19 protein-coding genes are annotated in these 19,332 nt (G+C 64.1%); 10 read left to right on the top strand and 9 right to left on the bottom strand.

Annotated features, from left to right (window positions below; translation table 11 throughout):
* Positions 1-20: 20 nt before the first annotated feature.
* The 5 genes from accC to PCE31107_RS05225 all read right to left on the bottom strand — a co-directional run bounded on the left by accC (position 21) and on the right by PCE31107_RS05225 (position 3,873).
* Positions 21-1,382 (bottom strand): acetyl-CoA carboxylase biotin carboxylase subunit, encoded by a 1,362-nt coding sequence (accC, locus tag PCE31107_RS05205; protein WP_150606995.1) that lies wholly within the window; start codon positions 1,380-1,382, stop codon positions 21-23.
* A 99-nt stretch (positions 1,383-1,481) separates the two neighbouring features.
* On the bottom strand, positions 1,482-1,943 hold the full coding sequence (gene accB / locus PCE31107_RS05210; protein WP_150606997.1) for an acetyl-CoA carboxylase biotin carboxyl carrier protein: 462 nt from the start codon (positions 1,941-1,943) through the stop codon (positions 1,482-1,484).
* A gap of 69 nt (positions 1,944-2,012) precedes the next feature.
* The gene (gene aroQ / locus PCE31107_RS05215) at positions 2,013-2,459 is read right to left on the bottom strand and encodes a type II 3-dehydroquinate dehydratase (protein ID WP_017231507.1); all 447 of its coding nucleotides are present in this window, start codon (positions 2,457-2,459) and stop codon (positions 2,013-2,015) included.
* Between the two features lie 132 nt (positions 2,460-2,591).
* Positions 2,592-3,116, bottom strand: coding sequence for a TlpA family protein disulfide reductase (locus PCE31107_RS05220; protein WP_150607601.1), 525 nt, complete (start codon positions 3,114-3,116; stop codon positions 2,592-2,594).
* A 100-nt stretch (positions 3,117-3,216) separates the two neighbouring features.
* Positions 3,217-3,873 carry a UDP-N-acetylmuramate--alanine ligase gene (locus PCE31107_RS05225; RefSeq protein ID WP_150606999.1) on the bottom strand — a complete coding sequence of 219 codons (657 nt, stop codon included), beginning with the start codon at positions 3,871-3,873 and terminating at the stop codon, positions 3,217-3,219.
* A 120-nt stretch (positions 3,874-3,993) separates the two neighbouring features.
* Between PCE31107_RS05225 and mpl the strand changes: the two genes are divergently transcribed.
* The 6 genes from mpl (at position 3,994) to mtgA (ending at position 11,097) form a co-directional block, all read left to right on the top strand.
* Positions 3,994-5,376, top strand: a complete 1,383-nt coding sequence (mpl, locus tag PCE31107_RS05230; protein WP_150607001.1) for a UDP-N-acetylmuramate:L-alanyl-gamma-D-glutamyl-meso-diaminopimelate ligase — start codon at positions 3,994-3,996, stop codon at positions 5,374-5,376.
* A gap of 49 nt (positions 5,377-5,425) precedes the next feature.
* On the top strand, positions 5,426-6,037 hold the full coding sequence (locus PCE31107_RS05235) for a YqiA/YcfP family alpha/beta fold hydrolase (RefSeq protein WP_150607003.1): 612 nt from the start codon (positions 5,426-5,428) through the stop codon (positions 6,035-6,037).
* A gap of 77 nt (positions 6,038-6,114) precedes the next feature.
* Positions 6,115-8,310, top strand: coding sequence for a ribonuclease catalytic domain-containing protein (locus PCE31107_RS05240; protein WP_246181726.1), 2,196 nt, complete (start codon positions 6,115-6,117; stop codon positions 8,308-8,310).
* Positions 8,304-9,263 (top strand): energy transducer TonB, encoded by a 960-nt coding sequence (locus PCE31107_RS05245; protein WP_246181727.1) that lies wholly within the window; start codon positions 8,304-8,306, stop codon positions 9,261-9,263. Before PCE31107_RS05240 ends, PCE31107_RS05245 begins: the two co-directional genes overlap by 7 nt.
* 212 nt (positions 9,264-9,475) lie before the next feature.
* Positions 9,476-10,348, top strand: coding sequence for a shikimate dehydrogenase (gene aroE / locus PCE31107_RS05250; protein WP_150607009.1), 873 nt, complete (start codon positions 9,476-9,478; stop codon positions 10,346-10,348).
* Positions 10,349-10,356: 8 nt separating this feature from the next.
* Positions 10,357-11,097, top strand: a complete 741-nt coding sequence (gene mtgA / locus PCE31107_RS05255) for a monofunctional biosynthetic peptidoglycan transglycosylase (protein WP_150607010.1) — start codon at positions 10,357-10,359, stop codon at positions 11,095-11,097.
* Between the two features lie 59 nt (positions 11,098-11,156).
* On the opposite strand, the gene PCE31107_RS05260 is transcribed toward mtgA, so the two are convergent.
* The gene (locus PCE31107_RS05260; protein WP_150607012.1) at positions 11,157-12,032 is read right to left on the bottom strand and encodes a mechanosensitive ion channel family protein; all 876 of its coding nucleotides are present in this window, start codon (positions 12,030-12,032) and stop codon (positions 11,157-11,159) included.
* A gap of 178 nt (positions 12,033-12,210) precedes the next feature.
* On the opposite strand from PCE31107_RS05260, the gene pyrF reads away from it, so the two are divergent.
* Positions 12,211-13,023, top strand: a complete 813-nt coding sequence (pyrF, locus tag PCE31107_RS05265) for an orotidine-5'-phosphate decarboxylase (RefSeq protein WP_130027127.1) — start codon at positions 12,211-12,213, stop codon at positions 13,021-13,023.
* Between the two features lie 55 nt (positions 13,024-13,078).
* Here the strand turns inward: pyrF and PCE31107_RS05270 are convergent, their stop codons facing one another.
* The 3 genes from PCE31107_RS05270 to thiL all read right to left on the bottom strand — a co-directional run bounded on the left by PCE31107_RS05270 (position 13,079) and on the right by thiL (position 15,238).
* A complete protein-coding gene (locus tag PCE31107_RS05270) occupies positions 13,079-13,582 on the bottom strand; it encodes a CinA family protein (protein WP_130027126.1) in 504 nt (167 codons plus the stop codon).
* A 136-nt stretch (positions 13,583-13,718) separates the two neighbouring features.
* The gene (locus PCE31107_RS05275) at positions 13,719-14,240 is read right to left on the bottom strand and encodes a phosphatidylglycerophosphatase A family protein (RefSeq protein WP_130027124.1); all 522 of its coding nucleotides are present in this window, start codon (positions 14,238-14,240) and stop codon (positions 13,719-13,721) included.
* Positions 14,237-15,238: a thiamine-phosphate kinase gene (thiL, locus tag PCE31107_RS05280; protein WP_150607014.1), complete on the bottom strand. Its 1,002-nt coding sequence runs from the start codon at positions 15,236-15,238 to the stop codon at positions 14,237-14,239. The genes PCE31107_RS05275 and thiL overlap by 4 nt, the downstream gene beginning before the upstream one ends.
* Positions 15,239-15,669: 431 nt before the next feature.
* Between thiL and PCE31107_RS05285 the strand changes: the two genes are divergently transcribed.
* The 3 genes from PCE31107_RS05285 (at position 15,670) to PCE31107_RS05295 (ending at position 19,218) form a co-directional block, all read left to right on the top strand.
* Positions 15,670-17,973: an NADP-dependent malic enzyme gene (locus tag PCE31107_RS05285; protein WP_150607016.1), complete on the top strand. Its 2,304-nt coding sequence runs from the start codon at positions 15,670-15,672 to the stop codon at positions 17,971-17,973.
* Between the two features lie 293 nt (positions 17,974-18,266).
* Positions 18,267-18,662, top strand: a complete 396-nt coding sequence (locus PCE31107_RS05290; protein WP_130027118.1) for a guanyl-specific ribonuclease — start codon at positions 18,267-18,269, stop codon at positions 18,660-18,662.
* A 49-nt stretch (positions 18,663-18,711) separates the two neighbouring features.
* On the top strand, positions 18,712-19,218 hold the full coding sequence (locus PCE31107_RS05295; protein ID WP_017231753.1) for a barstar family protein: 507 nt from the start codon (positions 18,712-18,714) through the stop codon (positions 19,216-19,218).
* Positions 19,219-19,332: the final 114 nt, after the last annotated feature.

Below are 19,332 nucleotides of genomic sequence, written 5' to 3' on the forward strand. Positions count from 1 at the left end.
ATAAACGGCTGATGAACAGCTCAGTTGCCGCCGACGGCAGATTTCTGCGCCAGCTTGTGTTCCAGATAATGGATGCTCGTGCCGCCTTCGACAAACTTCGCGTCGAGCATCAGTTCCCGGTGCAGCGGAATGTTCGTCTGGATACCTTCGATCACGATTTCCGACAGCGCGACACGCATGCGGCGGATGGCCTGATCGCGCGTTGCTCCGTAGGCGATCAGCTTGCCGATCATCGAATCGTAATTCGGCGGCACGAAGTAGCCGTTATAGGCGTGCGAGTCGACGCGGATGCCGGGGCCCCCCGGCATGTGCCAGGCGGTAATGCGACCCGGCGACGGCGTGAACTTGAACGGATCTTCGGCGTTGATACGGCACTCGATCGCGTGACCCTGGAACTGGATGTCGCGCTGACGGAAGGCGAGCTTCTCGCCAGCCGCAATGCGAATCTGTTCCTGCACGATATCGATACCGGTGATCATTTCCGTGACAGGGTGTTCGACCTGCACGCGCGTGTTCATTTCGATGAAGTAGAACTCACCGTTCTCGAACAGGAATTCGAACGTGCCGGCGCCGACGTAGCCCATCTTCTTGCAGGCGTCGGCGCAGCGATCGCCGATGCGCTCGATCAGGCGACGCGGAATCAGCGGTGCGGTCGCCTCTTCGATCACCTTCTGGTGACGGCGCTGCATCGAGCAGTCGCGCTCGCCCAGCCAGACGGCGTTCTTGTGCTTGTCGGCGAGGATCTGGATTTCGATATGGCGCGGGTTCTCGAGGAACTTCTCCATATAGACTTCCGGATTGCCGAAGGCGCGGCCGGCTTCTTCACGGGTCATGTTGACCGCGTTCACCAGCGCCGCTTCCGTGTGCACCACGCGCATGCCGCGACCGCCGCCGCCGCCGGCGGCCTTGATGATCACCGGATAGCCGACCTGGCGTGCAACACGCACGATTTCCTTCGGATCGTCGGGCAACGCGCCTTCCGAACCCGGCACGCACGGCACGCCGGTCTTGATCATCGTCTGCTTGGCCGAGACCTTGTCGCCCATCAGACGAATGGTGTCGGGGCGTGGGCCGATAAACGTGAAGCCCGATTGCTCGACGCGTTCGGCGAAGTCGGCGTTCTCGGAGAGGAAGCCGTAACCCGGGTGGATGGCCTGGGCGTCAGTGACTTCCGCCGCGCTGATGAGCGCCGGCATGTTCAGGTAGCTCAGCGGCGAGGGTGCCGGTCCGATACAGACGGCTTCGTCCGCAAGCTTGACGTACTTCGCTTCCTTGTCGGCTTCGGAGTAGACGACCACGGTCTTGATGCCCATCTCGCGGCACGCGCGCTGAACGCGCAGAGCGATTTCGCCGCGGTTGGCGATGAGGATTTTTTCAAACATTATGTGCAGTCCTGCCCGTAGGGGGAGAGGAGCGGGGCCGGACGCCTCGTGTCGCCGGGCGGCATTTGGCCGCGCGGGCGGGGCGTCCGACAACCGGCATTAGCCGATCACGAACAGCGGTTGACCGTATTCCACGGCCTGACCGTTCTCGACGAGGATTTCCTTGATCACGCCGGTCTTGTCCGACTCGATCTCGTTGAGCAGCTTCATCGCTTCGATGATGCACAGCGTCTGGCCTTCCTTGACCGAGTCGCCGACCTGCGCAAACGGATCGGCGCCCGGCGACGGGGCGCGGTAGAAGGTACCGACCATCGGCGACGTGACGATGTGACCTTGCGGCAGGACCGGGGCTGCCGGTGCCGGTGCGGCGGGCGTTGCCGCCGGCGCTTGCGCGGCAACCTGCGGGTAGGCCGCCGGCATGGCCATCTGCATCGGGGCGGCGATTAGTTGGGGCGGCGCCTTGACGATGCGGACCTTGCCTTCGCCTTCGGTGACTTCGAGTTCGGAAATACCCGATTCGGCCACGAGGTCGATCAACGTCTTGAGTTTGCGCAAATCCATGAAGGAAGCTCCTTAATTCGGTATCGACGCGGGGGCACCCCCCGCGAGGGGAAATAGGGGATGAGACGGCTACCCGCCGGCGAGTCGCCGCAGGGCAAATTCGAGTGCGAAGGTGTAGCCGCGCCAGCCCAGGCCGCAGATCACGCCTTGCGCAATATCGGAAAAGTACGAGTGATGCCGGAAGGCCTCACGGGCATGGACGTTCGAGAGATGCACCTCAACAAACGGAATGCCCACGCCGGCCAGCGCGTCACGCATCGCCACGCTGGTATGCGTGTAGGCGGCAGGGTTGATGACGATGAAGTCGATCGACGCGTCGCGTGCCGCCTGAATCCGGTCAACCAGCGCGCCTTCGTGATTGCTCTGGAATGTCGTGACCTCGGCACCTGCCGCCTTGGCTTGCGCCTCGAGCGCCGCGTCGATGTCGGCCAGCGTCGTACGACCGTACACCGCCGGCTCGCGAGTACCGAGCAGGTTGAGATTGGGACCGTGGAGCACAAGAATGCGGTGAGGCATCGGCGAATCAAATTTCACGAAATTGGGCGCAATTAAACGCCAGTTGGTGGATTTTGTCCAGTGGGGTGAAAATGAAACCCCGTCGGTCACGTCTGGCGGGACTTCCCGCGCGACCGGCTGGCCGGCGCGATGTCAGCGCGCCGGCTTGAGGGCTGAACGCACTTCATCCGACGTAATACGGCCGAGCTTCTGGTAGTACAAGCGGCCTTGAGGATCAACCACGACGGTATACGGTAGCGCGCCGGCCTTGTTGCCCAGTGCGCGGGCAAGGTCGGTGCCTGCGTAGCCCGCCACGAGGAGCGGGTAATCAACCTTCACCTTTTGCTCGAACGCGATCATGTTCGGGGCAGTATCAATGCCGATTCCTACGAATTGGACGTTTTTTCCCTTGAATTCGATGGAAAGTGCCTGGAGATCGGGCATTTCCTCCACGCAGGGCCCACACCATGGAGCCCAGAAGTTGATGACCAGCGTATTGCCACGCCATTGCGAGATGGCCTGCTCGTTGCCCGCCAAGTCGGGAAGCCGCGTGGCGAGCAGTTGGGCGACGGCGGCATCGGGCGCGTTCGCGGGCGCCTGGTTTCGATGGCCGAACCAAAAGCCGGCCGCCAGCCCCGCGAGCGCCAGAATCAGCAGAGGAACGATGCGTTTTACCATGATGGATGGGGCCGAAGTGGCGGGAATAGACGTTAGACGGATGGCAATTGCGGAGAATGGCGACAGGCTGATGGCCATGTTGCCGCCATTCGGGTGCCGGTCAGTGGTTGGATGCCTGCTCCATGGCCTCGGCGCTGTCGATCAGTGTGCTCAGGCCGTGCGCATCGACGCGCACGGGGCGGCCATTCCCGTCGGTGGCCTTGAGTGCGCCGCGCATGTCGTCGAGGGAATACAAGGACAGGTGCACGCCCGCGGGTTCGCCGCGCTGCCCCCGCTCGCGCCACAGGAAACTCAGCGTCTCGACCATGCCGCGACCATTGAAGTGGCGACTTTCCGAGACCTCGTAGTCGATGCCCCGGTTCAACAGATCGATGGCGACTTCCTTTGGATTGTCGCAAAATGCCTGCAAATAGATATCAGATAGTGACGTTGCCGTGCCGTTGTAGACGGCGCCGGTAATATAAGGCCGGTAGCGCGCCAGTGCCGACATGACCGTCAGCGCGACCTGACGCAAATGCGCCAGCTCAGCCGGCTGCGTGTCCGAGAGGAACGTCTGCACGTACTCGCGGACTTCCGCTTCGATTTGGTCGTTATCCGGCAGCAACTCACCCGCAATCCGCGCCTCACCGGTCACTTGCTTGGCCGCCTTGCGTTTCGCGGTGGCGTAGTCGGCGCCCTCCTCGGCGATGAGGCGGGCGGCCACCAGAGCGATTTCCTCGCGCAGGCGTTGGGCGTCGGACCAGGATTTGCGTGTCATGCGCACGATGATACCCGAAAGGCATTGCGTTTCCCGCCGCAGGTACAATGGTGATTCTGGCTGTTCGGCCTCCCCCATTTCCCGCACGGGCTCGGCCCGTCCTCACCTCGCTCCCCATCCATGCATATTCATATTCTTGGCATCTGCGGCACGTTCATGGGCGGTCTCGCGGTGCTCGCACGTCAGGCCGGTCACACCGTGACCGGTTGCGACGCGAACGTCTATCCGCCGATGAGCACCCAGCTCGAGGCGCAGGGTATTCGGCTGATCGAAGGGTTTGACGCCGATCAGGTCTCGCTCAAACCCGACCTGTTCGTTATCGGTAACGTGGTGTCGCGCGGCAACCCCCTGATGGAAGAGATCCTCAACCGGAATCTGCCGTACACGTCGGGCCCGCAATGGCTCGGCGAGCATGTGCTGTCGAAGAAGTGGGTGCTGGCCGTGGCGGGAACGCACGGGAAGACGACGACGACATCGATGCTCGCCTGGATTCTCGAAGATGCGGGCTACCAACCGGGCTTCCTCGTCGGTGGTGTGCCGATGAACTTCGGCGTTTCGGCGCGACTGACCGACAGCGACTTCTTCGTGATCGAGGCCGATGAATACGATACGGCGTTCTTCGACAAGCGCTCCAAGTTCGTTCATTACCATCCGCGCACCGCGATCCTGAACAATCTTGAGTTCGATCACGCCGACATCTTCCCCGATCTGACGGCGATCGAGACGCAATTCCATCATCTGGTACGCACCGTGCCGGGCCAGGGCCGCCTCATCGTCAACGGTCGCGAGGCCGCGCTGGAGCGCGTGCTGGCGCGCGGCTGCTGGAGCGAGGTGGAGCGCTTCGGTGTGGCCGACGGCTGGCATGTCGCCCAGGCCAACGACACACTTGCGGCGGGACAGGAGGCATTCTGGGTCCACCATGGGGCGATGGCCGCCGGGGAAGTGAAGTGGTCGCTGCAGGGCGAGCACAACCGGATGAACGCGCTGGCGGCGTTGGCTGCCGCACGGCACGTGGGTGTGCCGCCGGAGCAGGGGGCGGCGTCGCTGGGCAAGTTCCAGAATGTGAAGCGTCGTATGGAGGTGCGCGGCGAAGCGGCCGGCGTCACCGTTTACGACGATTTTGCGCACCATCCGACCGCCATTCAGACGACGCTGGCCGGACTGCGTCGCCGCGCCGGCACCGCCCGCATTCTGGCGGTGCTCGAGCCGCGCTCGAATACGATGAAGCTGGGCGTGATGAAGGCGCAACTGCCGGCCAGCCTTGCCGATGCCGACCTGGTGTTCGGCTACGGCGCGCCGTCCGGGAAGGACGCCCTCGGCTGGAATCTGACCGAGGCGCTTGCTCCGCTCGGCGCGCGTGCGCAGGCGTTCAGCGACATTGACGGACTGGTGCGCGCAGTGAGCGCGGCAGCGCGTCCGGGCGACCAGATCGTGGTGATGAGCAACGGCGGCTTCGGCGGCATTCACCAGAAATTGCTCGATGCACTGGCGGCGCGCGCCTGATTCGCACGCCTAGGCGTCCGGGTACTGACCAGCTTTTATCGGGGCTCACATGATTCTCTATTTGCACGGCTTCCGTTCGTCGCCGCGCTCCTTCAAGGCGCAATTGATGGCCGCCCGCATGCACCGCCTCGGCCTGGGGCGCGAGTGGGCCTGCCCGCAATTGCCGCCGTCGCCGCTGGCCGCGGTCGTCGACGCGCAGCGTCTGCTCACCGGTGTGAAGGCCGACGAGTTGACCCTCGTGGGCAGCTCGTTGGGCGGCTATTACGCCACGTATCTGGCCGAGAAGCTCGGTTGCCGCGCGGTGTTGCTCAACCCGGCCACGCGCCCGTACGACGATCTGGGCAAATGGCTGGGCGAGCAGCCGATGTGGCATGGCGGCGGCACTATCGTCGTCGAGCCGCGTCACCTGGACGAGCTGCGCATGATCGACGTGGCCCGGATCACGCGTCCCGAGCGCTACTACCTCGTGGCCGCGACCGGCGACCAGACCCTCGACTACCGAGACATGGTGGCAAAGTTTCCGGGGGCGAAGCTCACGGTGATCGACGGCAGCGACCACGGCATTTCCGATTTCGCCGACTATATGGACGACGTGCTGCACTTCGCCGGCATCGACGTTCCCCCTTCGCCCGGTGGCGCCGGCCCGTTCGCGGGCGAATAGCGCGTTTGCCCCTTCCGCCCTAAACCGCCGCACGTTGGCGGGCTACAATGTCGCCTATTGCGATCGATGGCTGTTTCATGAATATTTTTTTTGAGGAATCCGGCGGCTTCAAGGCTGGCACGGTGTTGTCGCAGCAAGGTGAGTCGTACCAGGTGGAGCTGCCCGGTGGACGCCGCAGCAAGATCAAGGGGCGCGACGTGCTGCTGCGTTTCGAGTCGCCGTCGCCCGCGGAGCTGATGACGCAGGCGCACGCCGCCGCACAGGACATCGACATGAGTTTCCTGTGGGAATGCGCGCCTGCCGAGGAGTTCGCGTTCCCGGTGCTCGCTGCCGAGTACTTCGGCGAAGGCGCCGGCGTTGCGCAACAGGCCGGACTCGCGCTGGCGCTGCAGGCTTCGCCGGTGTACTTCCGGCGAAAAGGCCGCGGTCAGTACCAACGCGCGCCGGAGGAACAACTGCAGGCCGCGCTCGCGGGACTCGCCCGCAAGCAGCAGCAGGCGGAATTGCAGGCCGTGTATGCCGATCAACTGATCGCCGGCACGCTGCCCGACGCGCTCAAGGGCAAGGAACTGCAGCTGTTGTTCCGTCCCGACAAGAACACCATCGAGTGGAAGGCGCTCGACGCCGCCGCCATGGCGCTGGGCAAGACGCACGCCGAGGTGATGCTCGCCTGCGGCGGCATTTCGTCGCCGCGCGCGTATCACGAGGCGGCGTTCCTCTACGAACACTTCCCGCGCGGCACCGGCTTCCCGGAACTCGGGCCGACCCCGGTGCCCGGCGACGATTTGCCGCTGGCCGACGTGCAGGCGTTCTCCATCGACGATTCGACGACGACCGAGATCGACGACGCCCTCTCGGTACAGGTACTGCCCGATGGGCTGTTGCGTGTGGGCATCCACATTGCGGCGCCGGCACTCGGCATTACGCGGGGTGACGCCATTGATGAGATCGCGCGCGTGCGTCTGTCGACGGTCTATGCGCCGGGCGAAAAGATCACGATGCTCCCGGATGCGGTGGTCGAGGCGTACACGCTTGCCGAGGGCGGCGCGCGTCCGGCACTGTCGCTGTATGTCGTGGTCAAGGCCGACACGTACGAGATCGTGACGACGGAAACGCATGCCGAGCGGGTGCCGATCTCGGCAAACCTGCGTCACAACGAACTCGACGCGATCATCACGGCCGAGACGCTGGCCGACGGCAGCGGCGAGTATCCGCACAAGGAAGCGCTGCGGCTGTTGTGGCCGTTCGCGCAGTCGCTCTACGAGAAACGTCAGGCCGCGCGCGTGGGTTATGGCCTGCGCCCGGAAGTGCAGAACAAGACCGACTTCAATTTCTACGTCGAAGGCGAGCAGGTCACGATCAAGCAGCGTATGCGCGGTGCGCCGCTGGATCTGATCGTCGCCGAGATGGCAATTCTCGCGAACAGCCGGTGGGGACGCCTGCTGGCCGAATGCGGCGTGCCCGGCATCTACCGCGCTCAGCGTGCTTACGGCGTGAATCGCACGCGCATGCAGACTTCGCCGGCGCCGCACGAGGGCCTGGGTGTCGAGCAGTACGCATGGAGCACCTCGCCGCTGCGTCGCTATGTGGATCTGGTCAACCAGTGGCAGTTGCTTGCGTGTGTGCGTCACGGCGTGATGGCCAAGCTGGCGGCGCCCTTCAAGCCAAAGGATGCCGACCTGTACGTGACCGTGTCGAGCTTCGAAGCCGCCTATGCGGCTTACGCCGAGCACCAGAGCCGGATGGAGCGCTACTGGTGCCTGCGCTGGTTGATTCAGGAGAACAAGTCGCAGGTGCAGGCGAGCGTGCTCAAGGGCGACACCGTGCGGCTGAACGATATTCCGCTGACGCTGATCGTTCTGGGGCTTGGCCCGCACGCGCGCGGTACGCAGATCATGCTCGACGTGCTCTCGCTCGATGTCGTCACGCTCAGCATCTCGGTACGTGTCGCGCAGGTGCTGGGCGCCAGCCAGAGCGGACTGGGCGAAGACGATGACGAAGGCGCCGGCGGTGCAGGCGAAGGCGGTGGGGGGCACGATGGAGGCGATGGGGCCGCAGGTGGCGACGACGCGGGGGGGAGCGACGATGCCGATGGCGCCAACGATGCGGAGGGAGCGAGCGACACGGTAAGCGACGACCGCGGCGAAAGCCAGGGTGACGACGACGTCGCCTCGGCGTCGCAAACCGTTGATGTGGCGTCCGGCACTTCGTCGCTTGCTGCCGCGCTGATGGTGGCGGGGGGGCGCGACGCGTCTCCCGGTCCGGCGTGCTGAAACCTGCTCTCGCGGCAGGCAACCTGCGCGCGGCGCGCCGCCGCGGCGCGTCGCTGATGCGCGAGCATCCGCTTGCCACGGGCCTGGCATTTTCCGCGCTGGTCCACCTGCTCGCGCTGGCGGTGCATTTCGTCGCGCCGGACAGTTTCCGGCTGCATAGCGCGGACACGCCGCTCGATGTCGTCCTCGTCAACGCGAAGTCGGCCAACGCCCCCGACAAGGCGACGGCGCTCGCGCAGGCCAACCTCGTGGGCGGCGGCGAGCACGACGGCGAGCGTGCGACATCACCGCTGCCGTCGCGCGCGCTCGATCGCGACGGCGCGCCCATCGCGCAAATCCAGCGCAACGTGAGCGAACTGGAAGCGACGCAGGAAAAGCTGCTGACGCAACTGCGCAATCAATACGCTGCCACGCCGGCGTCGCAGCGGCATCGCGCCGACGCGCCGCAGCGCGGGCAAGGACTCGACGATCAGAACGTCGACCAGAAGATCGCCCGTCTGCAGGCGGAAATCGACAAGCAGTTGCGCGCCTATCAGACCCGCCCGAAACGCGGCCAGGTCACAGCCAATACCCGTGAAGTGGCGTATGCGCGCTATTTCGACACGCTGCGTCATCGCGTCGAACGCTACGGCACGAAGCATTTTCCCCAGATCGGCAACGAGCGTCTCTATGGCGAGCTGATCGTCACGCTCAACGTCAATCAGCGGGGCGGGCTCGGCTATCACAAAGACGGCTGGAATGTCGCGGGCGTGGAAGTCACGCGAAGCTCCGGCAATCGCGATCTGGACCGCCGAGCGGTGGCGATCGTACAGGCCAGTGCGCCGTTTGGTGACTTCTCGCCCGAGATGCGGCAGCGCTATGACATTCTCGAGATCGTGACGCGGATGACCTTCTCGCGTCAGGGGGTGCAGGCCGAGACGCTTGCGTCACCGTCGGTCGCCGCGGCGCGGTAGGACGCCACGGGCGAATCGTCGGTAAACGCCCGAAGCCACGGGGCCGCTGCGTGTACTATTCGATGACATTGGCGCGCTTTGCCGGCAACGTGATGTGAAGGTTTCCGGCGACCGATGCCTGCCGAGTCACGGCCAAACACCGTATCTGATGCACGTGGACGCCAGTAATTGCGGCGCCTGGGCGAAAGCCAGGCGCCGCGTCTTTGACAACGATGACAAACCAAACGCCCTCCGGGGAACTGCAGGCCGATCGCTACGCCGTGATCGGTCATCCCGTCGAACACAGCCAGTCGCCGTTCATTCACGCCGAGTTCGCGCGCGAAACCGGCCAGCATCTCACCTATGAGCGCCTGCTCGCGCCGCTCGATGCGTTTGCCGCCACCGTGCGCACCTTTATCGACAACGGTGCTCGCGGGGCCAACGTCACCGTCCCGTTCAAGCTCGAGGCCCACGCGTTGGCGGATCGTCTGACCGAACGCGCGCAGGCGGCGGGCGCGGTCAACACGCTGGTGTTCGACGCGCGGGGCATCACCGGCGACAACACCGACGGCGTGGGGCTCGTGCGCGACATCGAGGGACCGCTGGGCGTATCGCTCAAGGGCCGGCGCGTGTTGCTGCTCGGCGCCGGCGGTGCGTCGCGCGGGGCAATGTTGCCGCTGATCGAGGCGGGGCCGGCGGCGCTGTTTGTCGCCAATCGCACGGCCGCGCGCGCCGACGAACTCGTCGCACGGTTCGCGAACGCGGCCGAGCGTCATGGCGTGGCGCTGGCTGGTGGCGGCTGGGACGCGGTCCCCGCGGCGTTCGATGTCGTCATCAATGCCACGGCCGGTAGCCTTCAAGGCGACGTACCGCCGCTGCCTGCGGGCGTCTATGCGGAAGGGGCGCTTGCCTACGACATGATGTACGGCGCGCAGCCAACGGTGTTCATGACTCACGCATTGGCGGCCGGGGCGACGCGCGCGGCCGACGGTCTCGGCATGCTCGTCGAGCAGGCGGCCGAAGCGTTCGCGGTGTGGCGCGGCGTGCGGCCGTCGACCGATGCCGTGCGCACGGCGTTGCGCGCCCGGCTCGCAGCGAAAGGTTGACATTGCCGATGGCTGCACCGCGACGCGCTTCGCGCACGACCCGTCATCGCCGCTGGGGGCCGTGGCAGTGGACGGCCTACGTCGTCACGTTGGTCTTCGTCGGCGTGCTTGCCACGCAGCTCTATTACTTCGTGCAGATTGGCTGGTGGGTGCGTTTCGATCCGTCGTCGACGGCGTTTATGCGCGCGGCCGCCGCGCGATTGCATGAAACGGATCCGACGGCGACGCTCAAGCACCAATGGGTGCCTTACGACCAGATTTCGCGACATCTGAAGCGCGCCATCATCGCGAGCGAGGACGCGAACTTTGTCAATCACGATGGCTTCGAGATCGACGCGATGCTCGGCGCGTGGGAGAAGAATCAGAAGAAGGGGCGCATCGTCGCGGGCGGCTCGACCCTCTCGCAGCAACTGGCGAAGAATCTGTTCCTGTCGAGCGAGCGAAGTTACCTGCGCAAGGCCGAAGAATTGGGCATCACGTGGATGCTCGAGTTCTGGATGACAAAGCAGCGGATCTTCGAGATCTATCTCAATTCGGTGGAGTGGGGCGAGGGTGTGTTCGGTGCTGAGGCCGCGGCACGCCACTACTACGGCATTCCGGCCTCGAAGCTCTCCGCTTGGCAGGCGGCGCGGCTGGCGGTGATGTTGCCGCGCCCGCGCTACTTCGATGCCCATCGCAATTCGCCGTACCTTGCGCAACGCGCCGGCGTGATCGCGCGTCGCATGGGCGCGGCGGAGTTGCCACAGTAGGTCGATAGCCCCCCGCGCGCAGACGGTCGCGAGAGAGGCCAGCGTGGCCGTGTGTGGCGCTAGTGTCGCGAGGGGGGCGCGTCCGGCATTGGCTGCGCGGGCACGTGCATGACGGTGCGCGTCGGATACGGGAGCGAGCAACCCACGGCCTCGACCGTGTCCTTGACGCCGCGCTGCAGATCCCAATAGAGGCCCCAGTAGTTACCCAGTAACGACCATACCCGTACGTTCACAATCACCGCGCTGTCGCTGACCTGCTTGACCATGACTTCCGGTGCCGGTTTGTCGAGCACTCGCGCGTCCTCTGCCACGTGGGCACGCAGTGCCGTCATGGCGGTATCGAGATCGTCGTCGAGCGCGATGCCCACGGTGACCTCCATGCGACGCGTGGCATTGCGGCTGTAGTTCGTGATCGGCTGGCCCCAGATTTGGTTGTTCGGCACACAGACGTAGATGCCGTCGGCATTCGTGAGGGTGGTGGTGAACAAGCCAATCTCGTCGACCGTGCCGGCCACCGTCGTGCCGGCCGTGATGTAGTCGCCGTTGCGGAACGGTCGCAGTACCAGCAGCATCGTGCCCGCCGCAATGTTCTGCAACGTGCCCTGCAGTGCCAGACCGATGGCCAGGCCTGCCGCGCCGAGCACCGCGATGATGCTGGCGGTCTGCACACCGAATTGAGCGAGCACGGCAACGAGCGTGATGATGCGCACCGACCACAGCGCGATCGACTCGATGAGCGGCTTGAGCGTTGCGTCGAAGTGTGGTGAACGGCTCAGCGTTCGGTGTACGAAGCGCGCCAATCGCTTTGCGATCCAGAAGCCGATCAACAGAATCAACACGGCCTGTACTAGCGACAGACCGTAGCGGACGGCGTTGGCCGCGAGAAAGCCCATCACGGCGTCGAAGGACGCGAGAGGGGGGGTAACCTCGGTCATATGGGGGTTCTCCGTGATGATGGGGGCCCGAGAGCACCGACATCAAGATTGACGCGAAGCGCGCGGATTGGTTCGGCCGGCACGCGGAGCAGGTAAAATGTCGGCCTTGCTGGAACGAATCAGTCTCGAATCACCCGCCGTCGGAATACCGCCGCCGGAACCCCGCCGGAACCCCGTCATGACATTCACCGAAGTACTTAACGCGGCCTGGACGCGCAACAATTCTCTGCTTTGCGTGGGCCTGGATCCCGAGCCGTCGCGCATTCCCGCGCATCTGCAAGCGCAGCCGGACGCGATTTTCGAGTTCTGTCGCCAGATTGTGGATGCCACTGCCGCCTACGCGTGTGCATTCAAGCCGCAGATTGCCTATTTCGCCGCGCATCGCGCCGAGGAGCAGCTCGAACGGCTGATCGCCCATATCCACGCCGATCATCCGGGCCTGCCAGTGATTCTGGACGCCAAGCGTGGCGACATCGGCAGCACCGCCGAGCAGTATGCGCGCGAAGCGTTCGAGCGCTATCGTGCCGACGCCGTGACGGTGAATCCCTATATGGGCTTCGATTCGCTGGAGCCGTATCTGGCGCACGCCGAGAAGGGCGTCGTTGTGCTGTGCCGTACGTCGAACCCGGGCGGCAGCGATCTGCAATTCCTCGATGTCGATGGCAAACCGCTGTATCAGACGGTGGCGCGCCTGGCCGCTGGGCCGTGGAATACGAGCGGGCAGATCAGCCTGGTGGTGGGGGCGACGTTCCCGGCAGAAATCGCTGCCGTGCGCAGCATCGTCGGCGATATGCCGCTGCTGATTCCCGGCGTGGGTGCTCAGGGCGGGGACGTCGAAGCGACGGTCAAAGCCGGTCGCACCGCGAACGGGACGGGCATGATGATCAACTCGTCGCGTGCCATCATCTACGCCGGTCGCGACGAGCACTTCGCTGCGGCGGCTGCGACCGCTGCGCAAAAGACGCGCGACAGCATCAACGCCTATCGATGATCGGTCCACGTGCCGATGCGCGGACGTCGTCAAACGTCGCAGGGCGGCGCGACGATTACGCCTCGGCCTGGTCGAGGAATTCGACGACACCGCGCAGCGCGTGCTGTGCGGCCTGACTGCGCACCTGAGTGCGATCGCCCTTGAAGCGCTTCGTCTCGACGAGGGTCGTGACGCGATTGCTCCACGCGAAGCACACCATACCCACCGGTTTTTCGGGCGAACCGCCGCCCGGTCCGGCCACGCCGGTGATCGACAGCGAGATCTGTGCACGACTGTTCAGCAGTGCGCCTTCGGCCATGGCACGTGCCACCGGTTCGCTCACGGCACCGTGCTTGTCGATCAATTCCGGCGGAACGCCGATCATTTCGGACTTGGCTTGGTTCGAATAAGTCACGAAGCCACGCTCGAACCATTGGCTGCTACCGGAAACGTCGGTGATTGCTACCGCAACGAGGCCGCCGGTGCATGACTCGGCCGTGGTCAGCATCAGGCGTTCGTCACGCAGACGATTGCCGACTTTGACCGACAGTTGGGCCAGAAGATTTTGTTCGGAGACCACGGGACGGCGCCTTCAATAAGTCAATGCAACGAATAGGTAACGGGTATCGGTGCGCGTACCCGCGGGGACGACGCCAGCGAGGCACCCGTCATGAATGATGCGGCTTGCACCATCGCGCGGCGGCAAGCCCGGTCGATCAGATCGAGCGCCACAGCGCAATGACGAGCAACGTGCAAAAGGCGGCGACGAGATCGTCCAGCATGATGCCGAGGCCACCCTTGACCGTGCGGTCGAAATATCGGATCGGCGGCGGCTTGACGGCGTCGAAGAATCGGAACAGCACGAAGGCCACCAATTGGCCGACAAAGCTCGCCGGCGTAATGAGCAGCAGCACGATCCAGAACGCGACAATCTCGTCCCAGACGACGGGGCTCGGATCCGATGTGCCAAGTTTGCGCGCCGTGTAGGCGCAGATCCAGATGCCGCCAGCGATGGACGCGGCGATCAGCACGCCCCACCCCGTGACCGTCAGGTACAGATTGAGCACCAGATACGATGCCCATCCGAAAAGCGTGCCCACGGTGCCCGGCGCGAACGCCGACAGGCCCGTGCCAAAGCCGAGCGAAAAGAGGTGGGCAGGGTGCGACAGCAGGAACCGCGAGTTCGGCCGGCGCGGGCCGCTGCCCGAGTTGACGGCGGCCGGTTGATCAGTGCTCATTGGAAATGGTCGAAACTTTTGAAATCGGCAGCGACGGACGCGCCAGTCTTGTCTTGGAGGTGGAGCCGGGCGAGGCGCGCGTCGGGAAGCGCTATTGTACCGATACGCGTGAGGCGTATGCCGAGTTCGTTGCCGATCGCCTCGATATGCGGCCGTTGCGCACGGTCGGCGCAGAAGCCCAGTTGATAGTCGTCGCCGCCCGCCAGCGCACACATTCTCTGAATCGCCGGCGTTTGCGCGGTCAGCAGGTCGGAGCACGGTACATCATCGACGTTTACCGTCGCGCTCACGCCGGAGCGCTCCAGAATATGGCCGAGGTCGCCCAGCAGCCCATCGGAGATGTCGAGGGCGGCGCGAGCCACGCCGCGCAGCGCCAGTCCGAGTGTCACCTGCGGCTCGGGCCAGTCCAGCGCGCGGCGCGCGAGGGCGAGATCGACGTCTGACAAGGTCCATTCCCCACGTATCGCACCAAGCGCCAGCCGGGCATCGCCGAGGGTGCCGGAGACCCAGATGTCGTCGCCGGGCTGCGCGGCGTCGCGACGCAACGCATGGGCGCCGGGCACGCTGCCGAAGACGGTCACGCAAAGATTGCGTGGGCCGCGCGTGGTGTCGCCGCCGACAAGCGGGCAGGCGTAACGGTCGGCCAACGTCGACAGGCCCTCGGCAAAGGGCGCGAGCCAGGCCGGGTCGCTCTCGGGCAGGGCAATCGCCAATGTGAAGCCCATGGGCCGCGCGCCCATGGCCGCGAGATCCGACAGATTGACGGCGAGGGTCTTGTGACCAAGCGCGCGCGGGTCGACGTCGGCAAAAAAGTGGCGGCCCTCCACGAGCATGTCGGTCGAAATCGCGAGCTGCTCGCCGGCGGGGGGGCGCAGCAACGCGCAGTCGTCTCCAATGCCGAGCGTCACATGCTCGCCCGGCCGGGTAGCGTGGGCGAAGAAGCGGTCGATCAGCGAGAACTCGGACAGCGGTGAAGTTGAGGCAGACGTCTGGGTCATGAGCAACGGCTCGGTTGCCCGCCTGGACCGAGCGCATCGCGTTGCGGGACCACTCCGGTGCAACGCGCGACGCCAGGGAGCATTAGGCGGTGGGCAATGAGTAAAGGGCTGCGGTGATGCACAGGCAAGACCCTATTCTAAGAGGCGGCCCCGGCTTTCCCAAGCGGACAAAGCACGGACACCCGGAATTCAGACGGATTCTCATGCCTGTCTCGGATCCCCCCCACGTTGCAAGACGTCCGTGGTCCGAAAAGGCGGACGATGGTGCAGCGCAGCGTTGAAATCGCCAGCAATTTTGGCCACTATCGGCGAGGAAGCCGTACCGCGCAGGTGCAGCCCCTATTCGCTTTTTGCATAAGTGGCGTGAATAAATGGGGCTACAATTTGCACTGAAAATCCGACCCCATTTTGTTCGTCAAGAGCCTCCCCTCATGCCCACGCCGATCGATCCGAAACTGCGCGAAGCTGCGCTCGAGTATCACGAATACCCCACGCCCGGCAAAATCGCCATCGCGCCGACCAAGCAGTTGCTCAACCAGCGCGATCTGGCGCTGGCGTATTCGCCGGGCGTTGCCGCCGCGTGTGAGGAGATCGTCGTCGACCCGCTCAATGCATCGCGCTACACGGCGCGTGGCAATCTGGTCGGCGTGATCACGAACGGCACGGCTGTACTTGGGCTGGGTGATATCGGCCCGCTGGCATCCAAGCCGGTGATGGAAGGCAAGGGCGTGTTGTTCAAGAAATTCGCGAATATCGACGTGTTCGATATCGAAATCGACGAGAAAGACCCCGAAAAGCTCGTTGACATCATTGCGGCGCTGGAGCCGACCTTCGGCGCCATCAACCTCGAAGATATCAAGGCGCCCGAGTGCTTCATCGTCGAGCGCAAGTTGCGCGAGCGTATGAAGATTCCGGTCTTTCACGACGATCAGCACGGCACGGCCATCGTGGTGGCCGCGGCGCTGATCAACGGCCTGAAGGTCGTCGGCAAGGATCTGAAGTCCGTGAAGGTGGTGACGTCCGGCGCGGGCGCCGCCGCGCTTGCGTGCCTGGACCTGCTCGTCGACATGGGGCTGTCCATCGAGAACATCTGGGTGACGGACCTGGCGGGGGTGGTGTACGAGGGCCGCACCGAACTGATGGATCCGGAGAAGATCCGGTTCTCGCAAAAGACCGATGCGCGCGGGCTGGCCGACGTGATTGGCGGCGCCGACGTGTTTCTCGGGCTGTCGGCTGCCGGCGTGCTGAAGCCGGAAATGGTCAAGACGATGGCCGACAAACCGCTGATCTTCGCGCTGGCCAACCCAAATCCAGAGATCACGCCGGAACTTGCGAAGGAAGTGCGTCCGGATTGCGTGATGGCGACGGGCCGCACCGATTACCCGAATCAGGTCAATAACGTCCTTTGCTTTCCGTTCATCTTCCGCGGTGCGATCGATGTTGGCGCCACGACGATCACGCGCTCGATGGAAATCGCGGCGGTGAATGCGCTGGCGGAATTGGCGCGTCAGGAGCAGAGCGATATAGTGGCGTCGGCCTACGGGATCAAAAACCTGTCGTTCGGCCCCGACTATCTGATTCCGAAACCGTTCGATCCGCGTCTACTGGTCAAGGTCGCGACCGCGGTGGCTGAAGCGGCGATGGCCGCCGGTGTCGCCACGCGTCCCCTTGCGGATGTGGATGCCTATGCGCAATCGCTCCAGCAGTTCGTGTACCACAGCGGCGGTCTGATGAAGCCGCTGTTCTCGGTGGCGCGCAGCGTGCCTGCCAACATGAAACGGATTGCGTTTGCCGAGGGCGAAGAGGAGCGCGTGCTGCGTGCCGTACAGGTGCTTGTGGATGAACGTGTCGCCACGCCGATCCTGGTGGGGCGCCCGGCCGTGATCGAGCACCGTGTTCAGCAATATGGCCTGCGCCTGACACCGGGTGTCGACTTCACCGTCGTGAACCCGGAGCACGACGAGCGCTATCGCGATTACTGGGAAACGTATCACCAGTTGACCAACCGCAAGGGCGTGACGGCGTCTTATGCGCGCGTCGAGATGCGTCGCCGCACGACCCTGATTGCCGCCATGTTGGTGCGCAAGGGCGAAGCCGACGGCATGATCTGCGGCACGGTGTCGACGCCGGGTCGTCATCTGCATTTCATCGATCGCGTGATCGGCAAGCGGGCTGGCGGGCACGTCTATGCGGCGATGAATGCCCTGATTTTGCCGAACCGCCAGATATTCCTGGTCGATACGCACATCAATCAGGATCCGAGCGCAGAGGAACTGGCCGAAATCACGTTGATGGCCGCCGAGGAGATTCGCCGCTTCGGTATCCAGCCGAAGGTGGCCTTGTTGTCGCATTCGAACTTCGGTACCAGCGACGCCGCGTGCGCCCGCAAGATGCGCGAAACGCTGGCGATCCTGCAGGAACGTGCGCCCGATCTGGAAGTTGATGGCGAAATGCACGGCGATTGCGCTCTCGACCCGGAACTGCGCGCACGCATCATGCCGGAGTCGACGCTGACCGGTGCTGCGAACCTGCTCATCATGCCGAATATCGACGCCGCGAACATTGCGTACAATCTGCTCAAGACGGCGGCGGGCAATAACGTGGCGATCGGGCCGATCTTGCTGGGCGCTGCCAAGCCGGTGCATATCCTGACCGAGTCGGCCACGGTGCGACGCATCATCAACATGGTGGCACTGGTGGTGGCCGATGCGGCGGCGCAACAACAGGCGCGCTGACGTCTGGCGAGCGCGCGGCGGTTCGCCACCGTTCGGCACATGTTAGCGACAAATCGCCGCCCCCTTTTGGGGGCGGCGATTTGCATTCCGGCGAGACATTTTGCGCACTCACGCCGTCATGTGTGCGCTCACTCTCTTGAAAATCCTTTATTTTCAATAATTTGTGGCGTTGTTTCGTTGCAAAATGTAAGCCGACATTGATTCTCTGGACCAATAGCGATAACCTTACGGCTTCAACCACCAGAACAAGCCCGCGGCGCAATACGACGTCGGGCGACAGGCTAGCTATGACCATGGCACGTTGGCTTCACCGGAGCATCGTGGCGCTGACGGCGGCTGGTAGTGTGTTTCTGTGGTCCAATGCTGTGGCGCGCGAAACCGCGCCATACGTCACGGGTTCAACGGTCACAGTGTCCGTTGCCGAGTTGCCTCGCGAAGCACAGCGCACGCTGACGCTGATTGCCCAGGGCGGGCCGTTCCCCTACGCCAAAGACGGCGTTGTGTTCGGGAACTACGAAAAGCGGCTGCCCAAAATGCGGCGTGGCTATTACCATGAATATACGGTGCCGACCCCCGGTGCCCGCAATCGGGGCGCCAGACGCATCATCTGTGGCGGGGACCAGCGGTCGGTCGATCCTTGTTACTACACACAAGATCACTACAACAGCTTTAGACGCATAAGGGAATGACAGCAGTATGAGTGAGCCGGTTTTCGCACAGGAACGCGGGAAAGATCGTATGGCAGATCCATTCGGTGCGGGCGAGGGCAACTTGTTCAAGCAGGTGCTGGGCCTGCATGCTGTCGCGCGGGCCGGCCGCCGCCATACCTTATCGGAAGAGGGAGATATGAGTCTTTTCAAGACCGTCAGGCCGAATATCGTGCAGTCGATCCGCGCATTCCGCGTGCCGGAATTGGCCGCAGAGGCCGAGCGACTCGGGCAGCACTTCCTCTACGCCAATTGTTCGCAGGCGCAGAGCAAGGCCGAGGTGCTGGAGACGATCGCCACGTCGTTCCTGTTTCCCAAGCATTTCGGAAAGAATTACGACGCCTTGCACGATTGTCTGACCGATCTGGTGCATCACGCTGGCCCGCAGCCCGGTTTTGTCGTCGTGCTCGAGGGATTGCCGGTGGCGACGAAGTTCGATAAGGACGGTCGTGAAACCCTGCTCGACGTGTTCCGCGATGCCGCCGAGTTCTGGGCGGAGCGTCGTATCACGTTCCGCGTCTTTTACTCGTTTGCCTGACGGGCCGCCACGCGAATCGTCGGTGAGTGACCTCGGAAACATCGTCTGACGTCACCGGTCTCGCCCCGCCGCGAACATGCGTCACGTCAACCTCACGAAAAAGGTCCGCATTGC

The organism is Pandoraea cepalis (genome assembly GCF_902459625.1).
Classification (GTDB): Bacteria; Pseudomonadota; Gammaproteobacteria; order Burkholderiales; family Burkholderiaceae; genus Pandoraea; species Pandoraea cepalis.